The 20569-nt window shown below is 70.7% G+C and carries 14 protein-coding genes and 1 pseudogene; 9 read left to right on the top strand and 6 right to left on the bottom strand.

Translation table 11 applies throughout. The annotated features are described in order from the left end of the window. Positions 1-564: pseudogene (locus ALI22I_RS00660) on the top strand (IS5 family transposase); the annotation flags it as partial. A 357-nt stretch (positions 565-921) separates the two neighbouring features. Then, positions 922-1800 carry a phosphotransferase gene (locus tag ALI22I_RS00655; RefSeq protein WP_077003640.1) on the top strand — a complete coding sequence of 293 codons (879 nt, stop codon included), beginning with the start codon at positions 922-924 and terminating at the stop codon, positions 1798-1800. 661 nt (positions 1801-2461) lie between these two features. Here the strand turns inward: ALI22I_RS00655 and ALI22I_RS00650 are convergent. Next, entirely contained in the window at positions 2462-2701 is a 240-nt protein-coding gene (locus ALI22I_RS00650) for a hypothetical protein (RefSeq protein ID WP_202970506.1), read from the bottom strand. 187 nt (positions 2702-2888) lie between these two features. Here ALI22I_RS00650 and ALI22I_RS00645 point away from each other — a divergent pair, with 187 nt between their 5' ends. From ALI22I_RS00645 to ALI22I_RS48350, 3 genes are read left to right on the top strand one after another with little or no spacing between them, the layout of a single operon-like run. Next, positions 2889-5633, top strand: a complete 2745-nt coding sequence (locus ALI22I_RS00645; protein ID WP_179118035.1) for a LamG domain-containing protein — start codon at positions 2889-2891, stop codon at positions 5631-5633. A gap of 20 nt (positions 5634-5653) precedes the next feature. Beyond that, positions 5654-11512 (top strand): RHS repeat-associated core domain-containing protein, encoded by a 5859-nt coding sequence (locus ALI22I_RS00640; protein WP_077003638.1) that lies wholly within the window; start codon positions 5654-5656, stop codon positions 11510-11512. Next, positions 11509-11892 (top strand): hypothetical protein, encoded by a 384-nt coding sequence (locus ALI22I_RS48350; protein WP_143531844.1) that lies wholly within the window; start codon positions 11509-11511, stop codon positions 11890-11892. The genes ALI22I_RS00640 and ALI22I_RS48350 overlap by 4 nt, the downstream gene beginning before the upstream one ends. Here the strand turns inward: ALI22I_RS48350 and ALI22I_RS00635 are convergent. From ALI22I_RS00635 to ALI22I_RS51780, 4 genes are all read right to left on the bottom strand, one after another. Then, positions 11829-14825 carry an AfsR/SARP family transcriptional regulator gene (locus ALI22I_RS00635; RefSeq protein ID WP_077003637.1) on the bottom strand — a complete coding sequence of 999 codons (2997 nt, stop codon included), beginning with the start codon at positions 14823-14825 and terminating at the stop codon, positions 11829-11831. The genes ALI22I_RS48350 and ALI22I_RS00635 overlap by 64 nt on opposite strands. A gap of 72 nt (positions 14826-14897) precedes the next feature. Then, positions 14898-15491, bottom strand: coding sequence for an AAA family ATPase (locus tag ALI22I_RS00630; RefSeq protein ID WP_179118032.1), 594 nt, complete (start codon positions 15489-15491; stop codon positions 14898-14900). 9 nt (positions 15492-15500) lie between these two features. Next, complete coding sequence (locus ALI22I_RS51785; protein ID WP_202970505.1) at positions 15501-15791, bottom strand: integrase core domain-containing protein; 291 nt, start codon at positions 15789-15791, stop codon at positions 15501-15503. A 90-nt stretch (positions 15792-15881) separates the two neighbouring features. Further along, a complete protein-coding gene (locus tag ALI22I_RS51780; protein ID WP_238597988.1) occupies positions 15882-16088 on the bottom strand; it encodes a hypothetical protein in 207 nt (68 codons plus the stop codon). A 477-nt stretch (positions 16089-16565) separates the two neighbouring features. On the opposite strand from ALI22I_RS51780, the gene ALI22I_RS00615 reads away from it, so the two are divergent. After that, on the top strand, positions 16566-17816 hold the full coding sequence (locus tag ALI22I_RS00615; RefSeq protein WP_077003635.1) for an outer membrane protein assembly factor BamB family protein: 1251 nt from the start codon (positions 16566-16568) through the stop codon (positions 17814-17816). Between the two features lie 75 nt (positions 17817-17891). Here the strand turns inward: ALI22I_RS00615 and ALI22I_RS48345 are convergent, their stop codons facing one another. Further along, positions 17892-18062 carry a hypothetical protein gene (locus tag ALI22I_RS48345; protein ID WP_179118034.1) on the bottom strand — a complete coding sequence of 57 codons (171 nt, stop codon included), beginning with the start codon at positions 18060-18062 and terminating at the stop codon, positions 17892-17894. Positions 18063-18173: 111 nt separating this feature from the next. Between ALI22I_RS48345 and ALI22I_RS00610 the strand changes: the two genes are divergently transcribed. From ALI22I_RS00610 to ALI22I_RS00600, 3 genes are all read left to right on the top strand, one after another. Continuing rightward, positions 18174-18485 carry a transposase gene (locus ALI22I_RS00610; protein WP_077003634.1) on the top strand — a complete coding sequence of 104 codons (312 nt, stop codon included), beginning with the start codon at positions 18174-18176 and terminating at the stop codon, positions 18483-18485. A 160-nt stretch (positions 18486-18645) separates the two neighbouring features. Next, on the top strand, positions 18646-19884 hold the full coding sequence (locus ALI22I_RS52725; RefSeq protein ID WP_083751305.1) for an integrase core domain-containing protein: 1239 nt from the start codon (positions 18646-18648) through the stop codon (positions 19882-19884). A 12-nt stretch (positions 19885-19896) separates the two neighbouring features. Continuing rightward, the coding region (locus ALI22I_RS00600) for a helix-turn-helix domain-containing protein (RefSeq protein WP_179118033.1) at positions 19897-20569 on the top strand (673 nt) is incomplete at its 3' end.

Raw genomic sequence — 20569 nt, 5'->3', positions numbered from 1 at the left:
CAGGCTGCACGAGGTACTGCTCGCCGAACTGCACTCCGCGGGAAGGCTGGACTGGGACCGCGCGGCGATCGACTCCTCGCACGTCCGGGCCGCGCGTCGCGGCCCAAAAGCGGTCCGAGCCCGGTCGACCGCGCCCGACCGGGCTCCAAGCACCACGTCCTGACCGACGGCGGCGGCATCCCGCTCGCGGTGATCCTGACCGGCGGCAACCGCAACGACGTCACCCAGGTGGAACCGCTGCTGGACGCGGTACCGAACGTGCGCGGCAGACGGGGGCGTCCCCGTCGACGCCCGAGAACGGTCTACGCCGACCGCGCCTACGACCACGACAAGTACCGCAGGCGCCTGCGCGCCAGGGGAATCGGCACGCGGATCGCCCGCCGCGGCCAACCCCACGGCTCCGGACTGGGCACGGTCAGGTGGGTGGTAGAGCGCACGATCGCCTGGTACCACGGTATGAGACGCCTGCGCATCCGCTGGGAACGCCGCGACGACATCCACGAAGCCTTCCTCGGCCTCGCCACCTGCATCATCTGCTACCGACACGTCCAGCGATTCTGTTAGGAGCAGTTAGCGCAGTCGCGGTGTAGCGCAAGCCTAACACGGGAAAATGCACGTGTCGAATCACATCGCGGCACCGACTCGGCACTGTCCGGAGTGGTCCGCTGGATTCGTCCACATCGGACACCCGAGGAGCGAGGACTGTGTAGTGGCCGGCGGCGCGACGTCGAGGGCTCCCGCCGAAGCTGCCGTCAAGTCCGTGTCGGCAGTCGGTGGGGCTGATGGGGTGTTGGTAGAGCGTGGCGTGAGGGGTTTGTCGCCTGTGGTGGCTCCGCAGCGTGCGCGGCTACCAGAGCAGGGGCGGCTGACGGGCGTGCTGCAGCCCGGCGCCCGAGGACAGGCAGGAGGAAACACCTCGGTATGGCGGACATCGACGAGCGGGTCCACGAGGTCGTCGAACTGGTGCGGCACGAGCGCGGCTTGGCGTTGACGTTGGTCGGCGGGTTCGCCAGGGGTGACGAGGGGGCCTACGAGGTGACCGGGCCGGACGGGGCCCGGTTGGTGCTCAAGTGGTTGCCCTGGGGGCGGGAGGCCCGGCAGGCCGAGGAGCACGTGGAGCCGGCGTTGGCGAGGCTGCGGGCGGCGGGCTGCCCGATTCCACGTCAGGTCGCCGCTGGGCGTGTGGGCGGGTTGTGGTTCGAGCTGCAGGAGTACGTGGCGGGCAGCCCGGTCGAGCACGTCGACGGCGTCATGCTGGAGCAGTTGATCGCGGTGGTCGACTGCGGGCGGGGAGCCGGTTCGGGGGCGGGCGGGGATTGGTGGGATTTCGTCCTGGGCGGGTTGGTCGAGGATCGTTCGCCGTTGTGTCGGCCATCGGTGTTGGTGGGGTGCGGGCAGCCGGTTTCCGGGCTGCTGTCCCGCCTGCGCGCGTCGGCCGCTGCGGCGCCGTTGCCTGGGCGGGCGCCGGACGACCTGGTCCACTTCGACTTCGGGCCGGCCAATGTGCTTGTCGACGGTGGTCGGGTGGTGGCGGTGTTGGACTGGCGGTCGTGCCGTACCGGTGACGCCTCCTACGACCTGGTGACCGTCGACTGGGATCTGGCGGCCTGGCCGAAGGCCGAGCCCGGGATCCGGGAGCGGTTGGCGGAGGAGATCGTCCGTACGACCGACCGCGGCGCGCTGGTGGTCTACGCGGCGCACTGCGTGTTGCGCAACCTCACCTGGGCGAGCGGAACCGAGTGGTCCGAGCACATCGTGAGCACCGGCCACGAGTTCCTGGACCGCTGGGCCCGCGCCTGAGTTCACCGCGCGGGTGAGCCCGCGAGCACACCGTCCGGCTCGGCCGGGACCTCGTCGACGGTGAGGCGCGCCAGTCCGGGGTCCACCGCCAGCGCCGAAGGACCGAACAGCGGCACCGACGGAATTCCCGGTGCCGTCGCAGGTGTGAGGGACCTGCGCCGGGTCGACGCCCGCCGCGCGCAGGATCTGCCGGACCGCCGAGGCGGCGATCCGGGGGCCGATCAGGGGCCGGCTCGCACTGGATCCCTCGGTGGCCCCACCGCGGATTCTCCTTGGCCAGCCGCAGCACGAGTGACCTGACCGCGGCTCGGGTGGATGGACGTCCGGTGCGTCTGCGCGCGGTGTGGTCCTGCTTTCCGGCGACGAATCCGCTGTGCCGGCCGAGTATGGTTGGGAGTGACCGGGAGGACCTGCCGCCGGCGCCGACGGTCCACCAACCCGGACAGGGCGACGAACCGGAACCGGTCCGCGGGCTCGTAGCGGACCGGCCGGCCGGTAGCCGTCGAAGGATCGCGTTCGCGTGACGCAGCACGAGCAGTTCGGCGTCCTTCGCCGCCTCGCTGCGGAGCAGGATCGACGGAACAGACAGCAACTTCCGGGTCACCCTGTACACCAGGGACGCGATCACCCAGGCATGCTCTCAAGGGGCGCTCTCATCGTTCTACCAGCGGCGATGACTTTTCGAGCGGCACACGTCCGTACCCGCGAACACGTCCACCAACTTCGGCGCCGCGACGTCCTGCCCGGCCGCGAACTGGTGCAGACGCATGCGGTGGACGAAGTCGGGCACGGCGTTGACCACGGTGATCTCGGCGTCCCGCGCGGACAGCCGGCGGGCCAGGATCCCGGCCACGTAAGCCCCGGCGTACCCGGCCCCGAGAACCACGATGCGGTGCTTCATGTCTTCACTCCTGTCGGTTGGCGTGCTGCTTGAGCGGCACAGCCCGCCGATTGCTGACAGGAACAACAGGTGATCTGGATCACACCACTCCTTGTAGTGGTGTAGGCACGATCCGCGTTGTACCGCGGCGATGCAGGCGGTGCCTACGGTCCCTCCCCGGCAGTCACGGGGACAGGGGAGGACGACCGTGCGCACACGTTCCGGCAGACCATCGCGAAGACATCCGTTCGCCGTCGCCACTCTGGTACTGGCCCTGGTGCCGGTGCCGGGCGTGGCCGCCCCGGCCGGCGGCCCGACCGTGCCGAGGGACGCGGTGACGGCGATGTCCGCCGCCCGCGCGCAGCGCGTCCCCGTCGAGGACCTCTCGGCCCGGACCGAGGTGTCCCGGGTGTTCGCCAACCCGACCGGGACGTGGACGATGGAGTCCTACGCGACGCCCCGATGGGTCCGTCGTGACGGGACGTGGGTGGACATCGACACCACGCTGGTCCGGCGCGGCGACGGGTCTCCGGCCCCTCGGGCGAGCGCCGCGGACGTCCGCTTCTCCGCCGGTGGCACCGGCCCGATGGTCACCTTGGACCACGCCGGGCACACCTTCACCCTGTCCTGGCCCGGCTCCCTGCCCGCACCGGTCCTCCACGGCTCCTCGGCGACGTACCCGGAGGTCGTCCCCGGCGTCGATCTGGTGCTCCGCGCCACCCGCCGGGGGTTCTCGCACGTCCTCGTGGTCAAGTCCCGGCAGGCGGCGGCCGACCCGGTGGTCCGCACCCCGAGGTTCAAGGTCGGCGGGGACGTCACGATGTCGGCCACGCCCGAGGGCGGCCTGCGGGTGACCTCGGGCTCGGCGGTGGTGGCGGTCGCGGGCGAAGCGATGATGTGGGACTCAGGCACGACCACCGCGTCGACCGCGGCGGCCCCGGCGGCCGGCGCGCGCGACGCGGTGATCCCCGCGCGCGCCGCCGGCGGTGAACTCACCCTGACCCCCGACACCGGCCTGCTCGACGACCCCTCGGCGAAGTTCCCGATCTACATCGACCCGGATTTCGCCGCCGGCCCGCAGGGCTGGGCATACGCCACCTCCACCAACACCAACTCGCCGACCAGCGACAACGACGTCGACGTCGGCGACACACCCGGCGTCAACCTCAGGGTCGGCCGCGACCAGGAGACCGGCAAGCTGGTCCGCAGCTTCCTGGAGTTCCCGATGGCCGCCGGCGGCCACGACCTGCGCGCCAAGCACATCCTGTCGGCCGGGTTCGCGGGCTGGGTCGACCACTCCACCCAGTGCGGCTACGGCACGCCCACCTACTTCTACCGGACCGCCCCGATCACCGCCTGGCCGCGGCAGTCCTGGCCCGGTCCGCAGTTGCAGGTCTACATCGGCGAATTCTGGTCGCACGCCAACGAACTGTCCTGCAACGAGGGCAACGCCTACGTCGAACTCATCGACAACGCGCTGCTCTCGGACCTGAAGGTCGCCGCGGAACAACGTTGGGACACCTACAACATCGGCATGGCCGCGGTCGACCGCGACGGCGCGGGCGAGAGCACGAGCAACCGCTGGAAGCGCTACTTCCTCGACGACTTCCGGCTGACCGCCACCTACAACAGCATCCCGAACCCGCCCACCGACCCGAAGACCAACGGCCGGGACTGCGTCACGGGACCGAACCGGCCCGTGCTGGGCACGGCGACACCCACGCTCAGCGCGTTGGTGACCGACTCGGACCCGGAAACCGACATGACCCTGCACGTGGACTGGCACACCCTCCTGCCGGACGGCACGCGCGTCTTCCCGAAGCTGGGCAAGGTGACGCAGAGTTCGCTGGCGAAGGACACCCGCGGGCAGGTCACACTGCCGCCACTGGCCTCCGGGACCTATGCCTGGCGGACGCATGCCGACGACGGCATCGATTGGGCGCCCGATTACGGTGGCTGGTGCGAGTTCGCCATCGACACCGTGGCGCCCAACGTCCCCGGCGTGTCCTCCCCGGTGTACAAGGAGGGCGGCGACTTCCACGGGTCTATCGGGCACACGGCGGACTTCACGTTCAGCGCCAACGGATCCACGGACGTGAAGCAGTACCTGTACGGCTGGGAGAACCCACCGACGACGGCGGTGGCCGCACCGAGTCCGGGCGCCAGCGTGACCATCCCGCTGACGCCGCCGCCGGTGCCCGAAGCGACCGACCCGACGCGCGGCGGGCTGCTCACCCTCTACGTGCGCAGCGCCGACCACGCCGAGAACCGCAGCCCGATCAGGTCCTACGCCTTCAACATCGGGTCGGCGTCCGGTCCGGTCGGCGAGTGGCCGCTGACCGAGACGGCCGGCACCACCCTCTACGACACCTCCGGCTACGAGCACCACGCGACGCTGTCCGGCGGCACCCTCGCCACCCCGGGTCCCCGGCCCGGTGAGACGGCGGTGTCCTTCGACGGGGTGGACGACCACGCCGCCACGGACAGCCGTGTGGTGGAGACCGCCAACAGCTTCACCGTCGCGGCCTGGGTGAAGCTGAGCAACCCCACCGCACCGGTGCAGACGGCGGTCAGCCAGCTCGGGGTGCACAACTGCGCGTTCTACCTGCAAAAGGCCGACAACACCTGGGCGTTCGCGGTGCAGCCGCTGGACACCACGTCACCGACCGGCCTGCGGGTCCGGTCGTCCTCGGCGCCGCAAGCGGGGGCGTGGACGCATCTGGCCGGCGTGTACGACCGTGGTCGGAAGTCGCTGCAGATCTACGTCAACGGAGCGCCGGCGGGGTCGGTGGCCTGGAACGGCAGCCCGTTCGCCGCGAACGGTCCACTGTGGATCGGGCAGGCGCGCTGGATCGACCAGACGGTGGACCGGTTCGCCGGGGCCGTCGCGGGTGTCCGGGTGTGGGACCGCGTCCTGCACCCCAGCGAGATCACCCGACTGGCCACCCGCTGACAAGCCCCGGGGGAGACGACATGATCACGCGCAGATGGTTGTCCGCTGCTCTCGTCCCACTGCTCATCGCGCCGATGGTGGTCGGTGTCCGGACCGCGTCCGCCGCCGAGCCCGAACGCCTGCGACCGCAGACCGACCGGGCCGTGCCGGGGCGGATCGCACCGCCGGTCTTCGACGCGGTGGCCGAGACCGGCAAGCCGTACCGGGGCACGCCGCCGGCGTGGCCCGCGGCGGGGGAGGCGGTCGTCGACCTGTCGGCCGGGACCCCGTCGCGCGCCGGCGGCCTGCCGGTCACCGTGGACCGCGGCCGGGGTGTGGACGGCGCTGCCGCCACGGGTGCCGCGGCGCCCGGGAAGGTGCGGGTCCGGGTGCTGGACCAGGACGCCGCTCGGGCCGCCGGCGTGCGCGGCCTGGTCTTGAAGGTCGGCCGGGCGGACGGGGTTTCGGCGGCCGGGCACGCCCGCGTCACGGTCGACTACTCGGCCTTCCGGGACGCCTACGGCGCGGACTGGGCGTCGCGGCTCCGGCTCGTCTGCGTGGACGCCCCGTGCGAGGCCCGGCCGGTCCCCGGAAACCTCGCCGCCGGGACCGCGACCGCCGATGTCGCCGTCGAGGGCGAGCGGACGCTGGCCCTCACCGCCGCGCCGTCAGGGCCGGCGGGGGACTACGCGGCGACCTCGCTGCAACCCTCGGCGACGTGGACCGCGGGCGGGTCGTCGGGCGACTTCACGTGGAGCTACCCGGTGCGGGTGCCGCCCGCGGTCGGCGGTGCCGCGCCCCGGGTCGAGTTCGGGTACTCGGCCCAGTCGGTGGACGGGCGGATGGCCGCGTCCAACAACCAGCCGTCCTGGCTGGGCGAGGGGTTCGACTGGTCCCCGGGGTTCGTCGAGCGCAAGTACAAGCCGTGCGCCGAGGACATGGCCGGCGGCAACAACACCACCGCGACCGGCGACCAGTGCTGGGCCACCGACAACGCGACCGTGTCGTTCAACGGTCGCGGCGGGGAACTGGTCCACGAGGACGGAAAGGGCTGGCGGCTGCGCGGCGACGACGGCTCGCGCATCGAGCACCGCACCGGCAGCCCCAACGGCGACGAGAACGGCGAGCACTGGGTGGTCACCACCACCGACGGCACCCAGTACTGGTTCGGCCGCAACCGGCTGCCCGGCTGGACCGACGGCCGCGCCGAGACCAACAGCGTGCAAGTCGCGACGGTGTTCGGCAACCACCCCGGCGAGCCGTGCCACCTGCCCTCGTTCACCACAGCACACTGCAACCAGGCATACCGGTGGAACCTCGACCACGTCGTCGACCCGAACGGCAACACCACGTCGTACTGGTACGCCAAGGAAACGAACAAGTACGCGCGCAACAACAACCCGAACGACCTGGTGGCCTACGACCGGTCCGCGCACCTGACCCGGATCGATTACGGGACCCGTGCGGACACCGCGTACGGCACCGTGCCGGCGCAGGTCGTCTTCACCGCCCAGGACCGGTGCCTGGCCGACTGCGGCGTGAAGAACCGCACCACCTGGCCCGACGTCCCGTTCGACCAGGAGTGCACCACGGCGCCGTGCACCGTCGGCTCCCCGACGTTCTGGACGACCAAGCGGCTCGGCAAGGTCACCACGCGGATCTGGGATGCGGGCGCGGCGCGGCACACCGACGTGGAGTCCTGGACGCTGACCCACTCGTTCCCCGACCCCGGCGACGGCACCCGCGCCGGCCTGTGGCTGAGCAAGATCGCCCACACCGGGCACGTCGGCGGTGACAAGTCCGTGCCGGACGTGACGTTCACGGGCGTCCAGATGCCCAACCGGGTCGACACCGCCGACCACGCGCCGGCGATGAACTGGTGGCGCGTGGCGCACATCGACACCGAGACCGGCGGCAAGATCGCGGTCACCTACTCCGCCCCGGACTGCGTGGCCGGCACCCGCGTGCCGACCGCCCCGGAGAGCAACACCCTGCTGTGCTACCCGGTGCGCTGGACCCCGGCCGGGCAGACCGGGCCGGTCACCGACCACTTCCACAAGTACGTCGTCAAGGAGGTCACCGAATCGGACCTGACCGGCCACGCGCCGCGCACGATCACCGCCTACCGCTACCTCGGCGATCCCGCGTGGCACTACACCGACGACGACGGGCTGGTGAAGGCCGAGAACAAGACGTGGTCGGTGTGGCGGGGCTACGGCGGCGTCCGGACCACGAGGGGCGATCCGGGCGAGCAGACCGTCACCGAGACCCACTACTTCCGCGGGATGCACGGCGACAAGCTGCCGTCGGGCACCCGCTCGGTGACGGTGCCCGCGGCAGGGGCCGCGCCCGCCGTCGCCGACGAGGACGCGTTCGCCGGGGTGGCCCGGCAGACGATCACCTTCAACGGCACGGCCGAGGTCGCCTCCGAGGCGTCCGAGCCCTGGCAGTCCGCGCCCAACGCCAGCCGGACCCGCAACGGCACCACCGTGCACGCCCGGTTCACCGGCACCCTGGCCACCCACACCCGCACCGCCCTCGACGGCGGCCGACCGGCCCGAACCACCGTGAGCCGCAGCACGTTCGATGCGCACGGGATGGTCACCCAGGTGGACGACACCGGCGACACCGCGGTGACCGGCGACGAGAAGTGCGTCCGCACCACATACGAGCCCCGCAACACCTCCGCGTGGCTGATGTCGTACGCGCACCGCGTGGAGACCACGGCGTTGCGCTGCGGCACCACCCCGACGACCGAGAAGGAGGTGGTGGGCGACGAGAAGACCACCTACGACCACCAGCCGTTCGGCACCGCGCCCACCGTAGGCCGAGCCACCCAGGTCGAGCAGCTGAAGACATGGACGGCGTCGGCGCGCACCTACGTTGTGACGTCGAGGTCCAGTTATGACGTGCACGGCCGCGTCAAGGAGGCGTGGGACGTGAAGGGGAACAGGTCCCGCATCACCTACACGCCCGAGGTGAGCGGGCCGACCACCGCCACGACCTCGTTCAACGCCTTGGACTGGCCGACGACCACGACGCTGGCGCCGGCGTGGGGGTCGCCGACCAAGGTGGTGGACGCGAACGGCCGGACCACCGAGCTGGCCTACGACCCGTTGGGGCGGCTGAAGGACGTGTGGCTGCCGGGTAGGGCCAAGCCCGCCACGCCGTCGTTGCGCTACGAGTACGACATCCGCAGGGACCTGCCGGTCGCGGTCACCACGTCCAAGCTCAACTCCGCCGGCGGTTACACCAGCTTCCACACGCTCTACGACGGGCTGCTGCGGCAGCGGCAGACCCAGTCGCCGGAAGCGGGGACCGGGGGCGGGCGGATCGTGGTCGACACGTTCTACGACACGGCGGGCCGGGCGTGGCAGACCAACAGCCCCTACCTCGCCAACGGCGCCCCGGGCAAGGAACTGTTCCTGCCCCAGGGCGACAACGTCATCCCCGCGCAGACCCGCAAGCAGTTCGACGGGGCCGGCCGGGAGACCGCGTCGAGCCACCGCGAGCTGGGTGTCGAGAAGTGGCGGACCACCACCGGGTACGGCGGCGACCGGGTCGACGTCACCCCACCGGCCGGCGGCACCGCGACCTCGACGATGACCGACGCTTCGGGCCGGACGACCGCGTTGCGCCAGTACCACGGGTCGACGCCGTCGGGGACCTTCGACGCCACCACCTACGGCTACACCCGCAAGGGCGAACTGGAGACGATCACCGATCCCGCCGGCAACCGCTGGACCTACGACTACGACCTGCGCGGACGCAAGCGGACGGTCTCCGACCCGGACAAGGGGACGACCGCGCACGCCCACAACGACGCGGGCGAGCTGGTTTCGGTGACCGACGCCGACAACAGGACGCTCACGTTCTCCTACGACGCGCTGGGCCGCAGGACCGCTGTGCACGCGGGTTCGGTGCTGCGGAGCGAGTGGGTCTACGACACCGTGGCCAAGGGTCACCTCACCCGCTCCACCAGGGTCGAGGGCGCGAACCGCTACACCCGCGAGATCACCGGCTACACCCCGGACTACAAGCCGAGCGGGGTCACCTACACGATCCCAGTGGGCGAGACCGGCCTGGCCGGCACCTACACCTACGGTCACACCTACACGGCCAGTGGGTTGCTCGAGACCACGACCCTGCCCGACCTGGACGGCGACGGCGGCCTGCCCACCGAGACCTTGACGTCCCGCTACACCGACCTGGACAAGCCGCACACCCTGTCCACGTCCATCGACGCGACCACGTACGCGGACCTGACCGCCTACACCCGCCTGGGCGAACTGGCCGTGTTGGGTCGGCGCAACAACGGTGGCCGGGTCATGGACACCGGTCTGTACTACGAGGAGGGCACCCGTCGGGTGACGCGGATGCTCACGGTGAAGGAGGTCGCCCCGTCGGCTGTCCTCGACATCAACCTGGGCTACGACAACGCCGGCAACGTGGTCCGGATCGCCGACACCCCCGCAGGCGGAGCCGCGGACGTCCAGTGCTTCCGCCACGACAACCTGCGCAGGCTCAAGGAGGCGTGGACGCCGGAGAACGGCGAATGCGGGCCGAACCCGTCGGTCGGCGCGCTGGGCGGTGCCGCGAAGTACTGGCACAGTTGGGAGTTCGACAAGGTCGGCAACCGGACGAAGTTCGTCGACCACGTCACCGCCGCCGGCCAGGCCACCACCACCTACGCCTACCCCACTGCCGGCGCGCCGCAACCGCACACCCTGCGCACCACCGGCACCACCGACTCGGCCGGCACCCGAACCGCCACCTACACCTACGACCTCCTGGGCAACACCAAGACCCGACCGTCGTCAGCCGGAACCCAGACCCTGGACTGGGACGTCGAGGGCCACCTGTCGACCAGCACCGACAACACCGGCCCCACCCAGTACGTCTACGACGCCGACGGCAACCGCCTGATCCGCCGCGACCCCACCGGCAGCACCCTGTACCTGCCCGACCAGGAACTACGCCACACCAAGACCACCGGCACCAAAACCGCCACCCGCTACTACCACCACGCCGGCCACCCCATCGCCACCCGCACCCCCTCCGGCCTCCGCTGGCTGGCCACCGACCACCAAGGCACCCCCCTCACCACCGTCCACTCCAACTCCCAGGCGGTCGCCCAACGCCGCCAGACCCCGTACGGAACCGTCCGCACCACCATCGGCGCCTGGCCGTCCACAATGGACAAGGGCTTCGTCGGCGGCACTATTGACAACACCGGCCTCACCCACCTCGGCGCCCGCGAATACGACCCCTTCATTGGTCGATTCCTCAGCGTCGACCCGGTCATCGACCGCGAAGATCCGCAACAACTGCATGGCTACAGCTACAGCAACGGCAACCCGGTCACCATGTCCGACCCGGACGGCCGCTTGCCCGGCTGGATGAAGAAGATCGGGTCCGTTGTGCAGCAGCAGGCGCAGGCCCACGTCGACATGGCCAAGAAGGCCGCGAGCGTGGTCAACTCCGCGGCCACGGCGGCGGCGTCGAAGGCGTGGAGCGGGATCAAGGCCACCGGGACCCTGCTGTACGAGCGTTCGGGGGAGTTCTCCGCGTTGTTGGGCGTGATCGCGCTGTTCACGCCACCGCCCGCCAACGCGATCGTCGCAGGGGGCAGCCTCGCGTTCGGCGCGGTGAACGCGTACCAGAAGTGCAGCAAGCAGAAGTGGGTGGATTGCGGACTGGCGGTCGCCGGGATGGTTCCCGGCTTCGGGGTGGTCCGAGCTGGTGCTGGGGTGGCCAAGGCGAGAAGCGTGATCCAGGCGGGGAACGCGGCGCTGGGCGCCGCCGACGACGGCATCAGACTGGCTCGGGCCGGTGCCAACAATGCTCTGCCGGCCGGACACCACCGAGGGATCAGACCATCCGCAACCTCGAAGCGGTGATCGACCGGACGAGCAACACCCTGGCACAGGCCGAAACCCGACTGCACCGCTACACCCACAGCATGTACTTCTGGGAGGCGGTCGAGGCGCCGATCCTGGTCGCCAAGACGGAGTTCTACAACTGCAAGTACGTCCACCTCTACTGCGAGGACAGCATCCACGACACGATGAAACGAGAGCTGCGACCGTCGCGGGCGACCTGGCACCCACCGGCCAGGCCAGCGGAACCGGCCGACAGTCCTGCTCCCGACTACCCGCCCGCTCCGCCCCCGGCCCCCGGCCCCCTGGGGAGCTGGTCCTTTCTCGTGACGGCTTGTCAGCCGGACGGGCTCGGTGAGTGCCCGACCGCCGCGAGGTGGGCGAGTGCTCGACGTTTCTGACCTCCCAGTTTGTACTTCCTGGCCAAGCTGAGGGCGCGGTCCGCGTGTGTTGCGGACCGCGCCTGGTCGTCGAGGTGGTGGTGGACCGATGCCAGGCCCAGCAGGGCCTCGGCCACCTGGTACTGGACGCCGATCTCCTCCGCGATGCGCAACGCCTCACCGTGCATCGCGATCGCCGACTCGTAGTGCCCGTCGAGCAGGTGGATGGAGCCGAGGCAGTTCCGGACCTCGGCTTCGATTCGTCGGTCGCGCATGCGGCGCGCCAGCGACAGAGCGGAGTAGGCGTGGTCGGTTGCGAGGTCGACGTGGCCGGTGTCGCGGTGGACGCGGGCCATGGCGCAGAGGGTTGCGGCTTCGTGGAAGGACGCGGCGGTGCGGCGGGCGATGACGAGGCCTTCGGTCAGGTGGGCGGTGGCAACGGGGAACCGGGCCAGTTGGCGGTTGAGTTCGCCGAGGATCATCAGGCTGTGGGCTTCCAGGCGCAGGGCGCCGTGGCGGCGGGCGAGGTGGAGGGCTCGGGTGGCGTGGGCCATGGCGTCGTCGAGGCGGCCGGCGAGGAGCATCGTGGTGGCGATGTGGGCGGGGATGATGCCGTGCAGGAACGGCAACGGGATGCGCGCGTAGAGGTCGCCGGCCCGTTCCAGGTGGGCGACGGCCAGGTCGGTTTCGCCCCGGTAGGACAGCGTGAGGCCGATGAGGACCAAGGCGACCGCCTCGCCGTAGGTCCAGCCGATCTCGGCACAGGCCTTCACCGCCAGCTCGCCGATCTCCGCGCTGAGCCGGAACTCGGATGTGGAGTAGTGCGCCGAGGTCAGGCCCACCAGCGCCGCCGCCTGCCCCAACCGGTCGTCCTCGGCTCGGGCGGCGGCCAGGGCCGTCTCCGTGCTGGTGATCCACTCGACCACCAGTCGTGACTGGAGGTAGTAGGTGTGGAGCCGTTCGCTGAGCAGCCACGCGTAGGCGCGGGGCCCCTGCCGCTCGGCCGCGCGGATCGCCTCGGCCAGGTTGTGGTGTTCGGCGTCCAGCCACCGCTTCGCGGCAACCGGGTCGGCCACGGCGTCCCCGCGCCGAACCGGAGCGGGCCGGAACGGGCTGGCCGGGCGGTCGGGCCAGAGCAGGTCGGCGGCGGTCGTCACCACGTCCAGGTACCACTCGAACAGCCGGGTCCGGGCCGCCGACCGCTCCTCCGACGAGTCCTCGCGCAGGCACCGCCGCGCGGCGTAGGCGCGGAGCAGGTCGTGCAGCGCGTAGCGGTCGGTCCCGCGCCGCTCCACCAGGTGCGCGCCGGTGAGCACGTCGAGCGCCCCACGGATGTCCGACTCGGACGGCGAGCCGGCCAGGGCCGCCAGCGAGGCCGCCGTGAAATCGGGCAGCGACACCAGCCCGGACAACCGGAAGACCCGCCGCACCGACGCGGGAAGCGCCCGGTACGACGAATCGAACGCGGCACCGACCGCACTGCGCTCATCGTCTTCCACCGCCAGCAACGCCAACGGATCGTGCGCGCGCAGATCGGCGACATACGAAGAGATCGGGTAGCCGGGCCGGTCGAGCAGCCGGGCGGCGGCGATGCGCAGCGCCAACGGCAGCCACGCGCAGGTTCTCCCGAGCTCGACCACCGCGTCCGGTTCGGCGTCGGCCCGCCGGGACCCGAGCAACCGGGTCAGCAACGCGGTGCCTTCGTCGGGCTCCAGCACGTCCAGCGCGAGCCGATGGGCGCCGTCGTGCGCGACGAGCCCGGTTAATCGGTTCCGGCTGGTGACCACGACCAGGCAGTTCGGGTCGCCGGGCAGCATGGGGCGCACCTGTTCGGCGGTCAGGGCGTCGTCCAGGACGATGAGCAACCGGCGTCCGGCCGTCACCGACCGGAAGCGCGCGGCGGCTTCGGCGGGGTCGGTCGGTATCCGGTCCGGTGGCACGCCGAGGGTCCGCAGCAGGACCGACAACGCGTCCACGGGGAGCATCGGCGTGCCGGCACCGTGGCCGCGGAGGTTGAGGTGCAGTTGCCCGCCTGGGAAGCGATCCGCGACCCGGTGGCCCCAGTGCACGGCCAACGCGCTCTTCCCCGCGCCGGCCGTGCCCGTGACGACCACCGTGCCGCCGGACTCGCGCACCTCGTCCAACCGCCGCAACGCCTCCACGCGCCCGGTGAAGCCGCGCACGTCGGGCGGCAACTCGTGCGGCGTCGGCACGGACGAGTGCGGCTCGTCGCCATGCAGGATGGCCTCATGCAGCCGCCGCAGCTCATGGCCGGGTTCGAGACCGAGTTCATCCCGTAAGGACACCCGGATGCGCCGGAACGCGGCCAGCGCCTCGACCTGCCGCCCGCCGAGGTGCAACGCCCGCATCCACCGCGCGCACAACCCTTCCCGGAACGGGTTGTCCCGCACCGGCCCGGCCAGTTCGGCCGCGACCAGGTCCGGCCGCCCGGCCGCCAGTTCCGCGTCCGCCCACCGCTCCCAGACGTCCAGCCGCAACTGCTCCAGACCGGCCGCCTCGGGCGCCACCGCCGGGCAGTCGAGGAACTCCGCGAACGCCGCCCCGCGCCACAGGTCCAGCGCGGCCCGCAACGTCCGGCACGCCCGCTCGACCTCACCGCGGGCCAGCGCCGCCTCGCCCGCGACCGCCAGCCGCCGGAACCGCGCCGCGTCGAGGTGCTCGCCGACCACGGCGACGTAACCGTTGTCCTGCCGGGCCAGGAGCCCTCCGCCCAGTGCGTCCCGCAGTTGCAGGACGTACTGCTGGACGTTGCGCCGGGCCGACGCCGGCGGCCGGTCACCCCAGACCGCGGCGATCAGCCCCTCGGTGGTGACCACCCGGTCCGCCCGCGCGAGCAGCACCGCCAGCACCAGGCGTGGTTTGTGCCCCGAACGGACGTAGACGGGAAGGCCGTCCCGGACGGCCTCCAACCTCCCCAGCACGCGGATGTCCATCGCACCCCCCGGTAACGGCAGCCGTCCAGAATCCGAAGCCGGCCGCGCGCTGTCAAGGGGTGCCGCGCCGGTTCAGCCCAGGACCACCCGCCGGGACCCGGTCGACCGGTCCGCCGTCTTCCGGCCCGACCGGACGCCGGGATCGCGCGGTCGCGCAGCAGGCGGACCTCCTCGATTCGTTCGGGCGCCGAACGGGACAGCGGGGACCACGTTGCGGAAAGCGCTGTAGTAGTACTCGACGGGCACGTTCGCGTCGCCCACGCGGATCGCCTCGTAGCCGATCTCCGCGACCGCCGACTGCAGGTCCGACCCCGCGAAGCCCTCGCTGATCCCGACCAGTTCCTCGACCACGTGCTCCGGGACCGCCGTCCGCAGGTACTTGCGCAGGTAGATGTCGATGATCTCGCGCCGCTCCTCCGGGTCGGGCAGGTCGACGAAGAACATGTCGTCGAACCGCCCGCTGCGCAGCAGTTCCGGCGGCAGGGACCGGGTGTCGTTCGCGGTCGCCACCACGAACACGCGCGCCCGGGACTCCTGGAGCCAGTACAGGAACTGGCCGACCAGGCGGGTCGTCACGCCCGTGCTGTCCGAGCCGGACCCGGCCAGGCCCTTCTCGATCTCGTCGATCCACAGCACGCACGGCGCCTGTGCCGCTCGAAAAGTCATCGCTGCTGGTCAAGCGGCGTGTTTGTGCTCGTTGATGAGTCCGCCGAGGATCCGTGTGCGCGCCAGTCTGAGGGCACCGAGGTCGTGTGCGGCGGTGGGGTGCTGCTGGGCCTCGGGTGGTAGCTGGTCGCGGGCCTGGTGGGGCCGGTGTCGGTAGTGGTCTTCGTCGGTCTTGAGGACTTGCCGTGCGTGGCTCTCGCCCGTGATCAGGATGTGGTCGGGGAGTTCGCGTCGGATGGTGCCGATGACCCGTTCGCAGTGTGCGTTCGCCCAGGGTGCCTGCGGTGCACTGTTGATCACGCGCAGGCCTACTTGCGAGCCACTAGCCACGAGTCTGCGGTGCCAGGTGAGCAGGGTGCCGGGCGTGACCGGGAAGACCTCCCGCCGACGTCAACGATCGACCAGCCTGGAGACGGCGGCGAACCAGAGCCTATCCGCAGGCTCGTAGCGGACCGGACCCGCAAGCTGCCGACGAAGTACCGCGTTCTCGTGCCGCGGCACGAGCAGCTCGGCGTCCTTCGCCGTCTCACTGCGCAGCGGCACCGACGGGACGGAGAGCAGCTTTCGGGTCACCTTGTACAGCAGGGACACGATCACCCGGACATGCTCTCAAGCGGCGTCTGCACTGCTCTACCAGCGACGATGACTTTTCGAGCGGCACAGGGTTTGAAACGGGCTGTTCGGGTGTACCTCCTGCTCTGTTCGGGTGGTACGCGGGTGGTTCTGCGTCAGTCTGGTGGTGTGGAGTGGTCACGCAGGGCGTCCCGTTCCAGGACCGACCAGGATCTGCTCGACGGCTGGTTGCAAGCCGAGTGGCACCGAGGTGAGCGGAAGCGTTCGCAGAACCCGTACGGCCACCTCGGGTTGCGGTTCGCGTTCTACGGGCGGATGTCGACGTCGGAGCACCAGGATCGGCACACCTCGTGGTCGCCGGTGAGGTTCACGTTTACCTCGGCTTCGCCCTCGGGGCGGCTTGGTGATCGCTACCATTCGTCGCGTCGCCGGGGTCTGCCGACGTCCTGTGCCGAAAGGGAAAACGGAAACGTGGTGTGGAATCACAGACGGTTACGCCCGGTGTGGCTCGCGCTGGCCGCCGTGGCCGGGTGCCTCACCACGGCGTGCTCGGGTCCGCCGGGCGAGCGGGCCGCCGAGACGACGTCGCTCGCGCCGAGCGGCCACCTGCCGGCGGTCGAGCTCTGGAGCCCGCAGAACGGGTGGCGGGAGGCGCCCCCGGCGGCGGTCACGACTCCGCGGGAGCGTTGGCGGGTGCCGGCCCGGCTGGATCGCGACGGTGACTACGCGACCCGGGACGGAGTGATCGCGATCGCGGAACGGGACGGCGGCACCGCGACCGTGCGCCGGATCGACCCGGCCTCCGGCACGGACATGTGGCGGGTCCCGCTCCCCGATGTCGCCATGCCGGCCGAAGTCGCGATCAGTCCCGGCGGGTCGCTGGTCGCGGTGGCCGGCGAGCCGACCACCGCGGTCATGGACGCGGCGGACGGGCGGGTCGTGTGGCGCGGCGAGGCCGGGGGAGGACTCCCCCGCGTCGACGGTCTCGGCGACCTGATCCTTCTCTCCGTGAGCGACGGGACGGCTGCCATCGACCGTCGTACCGGCGCGATCCTGTGGCGGACCCAGCATTTCGTCGAGGTGTTCGGCACGAGACTGCTCGCCGACGACACCGCAGGCTTCAGCCTGCTGGACCCGGCGACCGGCACCCCGGTCTGGACCAAACCCAGGGAACTGTTCAGCGACGCCCACGTCTTCGGCGACACCGTCCTCGTCACCCAGGACGAAGACGGCTCGAAAGACTCGACCACCGCCTACAACCTGGCCACCGGCGAGGTGCGCTGGCGGACCGAACTGTTCGACCTCGCCCGCGCCACGATCACGCCCGTCGACGACGCCACCGTGCTGATTACCGGCGGTAACGGCCTCGCCGGAAACGGGGTGTACGTGGTCACCCTGAGCACCGGCAAGGTCAACTGGCAGACCGAAGGGCGTGCGACCACGATGCGCGTCGAGGGGCAACCCTACGTGCTGAACGAGCGCGGTGACCGCACGGAGGTCCTCCGCGGCGCCACGGGCGAGTTGGTCGGCACCGCCCCACCGCCGGGCGACCGATCGACCTCCATCGCCGGAGGAGCCCTCTACCTGACCGACTTCGACAAGATCCGCGCGGTCCGACTGCCCGAATCGGCCGGTCAGTGGGAAGTCACCCTGCCCAACCGGGTCAGCGCCATCGTCATGCCCATTCCACGGGGGTTCGTCGCCGAAGACCACGCCGACCGCGTGGGACACCTCGTCGGGTACCTCGACTGAACCGTCCCTTCGAGACACCCGCTCGGCAGGCCCCGCCTCGACGACGGCCTCGGTTGAGCCGCGGCCCTGTGCCGCTCAACTGTTCACGACGGGCGCCCAGGTGGCGCAACCGCCCCAGGTCTCGTCCACGGGTTGGGGGACATAGCAGCACGGCTGCGCGGTCAACCGGGCGATCAGCACCGCGTCCTCCTCGTCGGTCTTGTCGAACGTCAGGTCTTCCGCGCGCCGCGACCAGGAACTCGGCATCGGCTGGACGCACACGAACGGCGTTGTGCTTGCCGCAAATGCCATCCGTACAGGTCAGGCTGTGCTTCCCTTCGTAGCGTGGAGACCTGAACCAAGAGGGATGGTTGGGTCGTGGGAGACAAGAGACGCCGGTTTGATCCGGAGTTCCGTGCGGGTGCGGTGCGGATCGTGGCCGAGACCGGCAAGCCGGTCGCGCAGGTCGCGCGGGATCTGGGGATCAGCGCCCACACCCTGCACAACTGGGTGAAGGCCGACCGACAGGCCGGGCGGGACGATGGGCCCCTGGACTCCGCCGAGCGCGAGGAGTTGGCGCGGTTGCGGGCCGAGCGGGCGCGGTGGGAGAAGGAGAAGACCGAGCTGGAGATGGAGCGTGATGACGCCCCTATGTTTGTCAAGTCGCGGTTGGGGTTGTGGCCGGGGTGAGGGCTTGCGTGATGATCGGGAAGACCTCGCGGGCGACGTTGTGCCTGCCGATAACCTCATCCGCGCAGGTAGCGGGCATACGTAGCCCAAGGCTTCGAAGCGCTCACGGGCCACGGTTGCCACCCGCGTGATGTCGACCAGCACGGCATGATGACCGGCTGTGCTGCTCCGACTGGCCTACCTGGGCGTGACCAACGCGTTCGCGTTGCTGCGCCTGCTGCCGATGAGTGATCGGGACAAGGACGTGGAGATCCTGACGCTGCGGCACCAGATCACCGTCCTGCAACGCCAACTGGGCCAGACCCGGCCGCGGTTCTTCCCCGGAGACCGGGCGTTCCTTGCGGCGCTGCTGCACCGACTCCCGGCCGCCGCGCTTCGTCGGCACCGACTGCTGGTGCGTCCGGAGACGGTGCTGCGGTGGCACCGGGACCTTCTCTCACGCCGCCACGCCGCCGAGTCCCGTCCCAAGCGGCCCTGCCGACCTCGGACCCTCCGCTCCATCCGACTCCTGGTGCTGCCCCTGGCACGGGAGAACCCCGCCTGGGGCTACCGCCGCATACACGGAGAACTGCTCGTCCTCGGCATCACAGTCGCCGCCTCCACCGTCTGGCAGATCCTCAAGGACGACGGGATCGACCCAGCTCCCGAGCGCACCTCGACGACCTGGTCGACCTTTCTCCGATCACAGGCCGACGTTCTCCTGGCCTGCGACTTCTTCGAGACCTGCACGGTGAGCGGCACCCGCCTGTACGTGCTCGCGATCATCGAGCACGCCGGCCGCCGGATCAGGGTCTTCGGCGCCACCGCGCACCCGACCGCGGCCTGGGTCACCCAAGCCGCGAAGAACCTCGTCATGGACCTCGAGGACGCGTGTAGCTCCCCGCGGTTCCTGATCCGTGACAGGGACGGCAAGTTCCCCGCCGTGTTCGACGCCGTCCTCGCCGACGCCGGTATCCAGGTCGTCCTCAGCGGCGTCCGAATACCGCGGATGAACGCGATCATGGAGCGTTGGATCCAGAGCTGCCGCCGCGAACTCCTCGACCGCACCCTCATCTGGAACCAACAACATCTACTCCACGCGCTACGTCAGTACGAGCAGTTCTATAACACCCACCGCCCCCACCAAGGCATCGCCAACGCCCGACCGTTACACCCGCTGCCGCGACCAGCAACCGATCAAGCGAGACTCACCCACCTCCACATCCGCCGACAACAGCGGCTGGGCGGCATCCTCAGCGAGTACCACCACGTCACCCGACCTGCACGGACGACATTTTCGGCAAGCACAAGGTCGCTCGCCGAGTGTTCCGTCCGCGACGCGGCGCAACGTCTCGGGCACGCAGGCTGTGCCGCTCGAAAAGCCATCGTCCCTGGTAGAGCGAGGGTGTCAGCGTGTTGAGAGCATGTCCGGGTGATCGTGTCCCTGCTGTACAAGGCGACCCGGAAGCTGCTGTCCATCCCGTCGGCGCTGCTGCGCAGCGAGACCGCGAAGGACGCCGAGCTGCTTGTGCTGCGGCACGAGAATGCGGTCCTGCGCCGGCAACCGGCGGGTCCGGTCCGCTACGAGCCCGCGGACCGGTTCTGGTTCGCCGCCCTGTCCGGACTGGTGGACCGTCGCCGTTGGCCAGAGGTCTTTCCCGTCACGCCGGGCACCCTGCTCGCCTGGCACCGCAGGTTCGTGGCCCGCAAGTGGGACCACACCGCGCGGCGACGCACCGGACGTCCACCGACTCGAGCGGCGATCAAGTCACTCGTGCTGCGGCTCGCCAGGGAGAACCCTCGGTGGGGTCATCGGCGCATCCAGGGTGAATTGGCCCGACTCGGCCATCACATCGCCCACTCGACGGTCTGGCAGGTCCTGCATGATGCGGGCATCGACCCGGTACCACGCCGCTGCGGCCCGACATGGCGCGAGTTCCTCACCACCCAAGCCGGAAGCATCATCGCGGCGGATTTCCTCCACATCGACACCGTGCTCGGTAGACGTCTGTACGCACTGGTGTTCCTCGAACACGGGACCCGGCGCCTGCACATCACCGGCGTCACCGCCCGCCCGACACAGGCCTGGACAGTGCAACAGGCCA

The organism is Saccharothrix sp. ALI-22-I, assembly GCF_001984175.1.
GTDB lineage: Bacteria > Actinomycetota > Actinomycetes > Mycobacteriales > Pseudonocardiaceae > Actinosynnema.
This window is presented reverse-complemented; position numbering and strand designations above follow the sequence as displayed.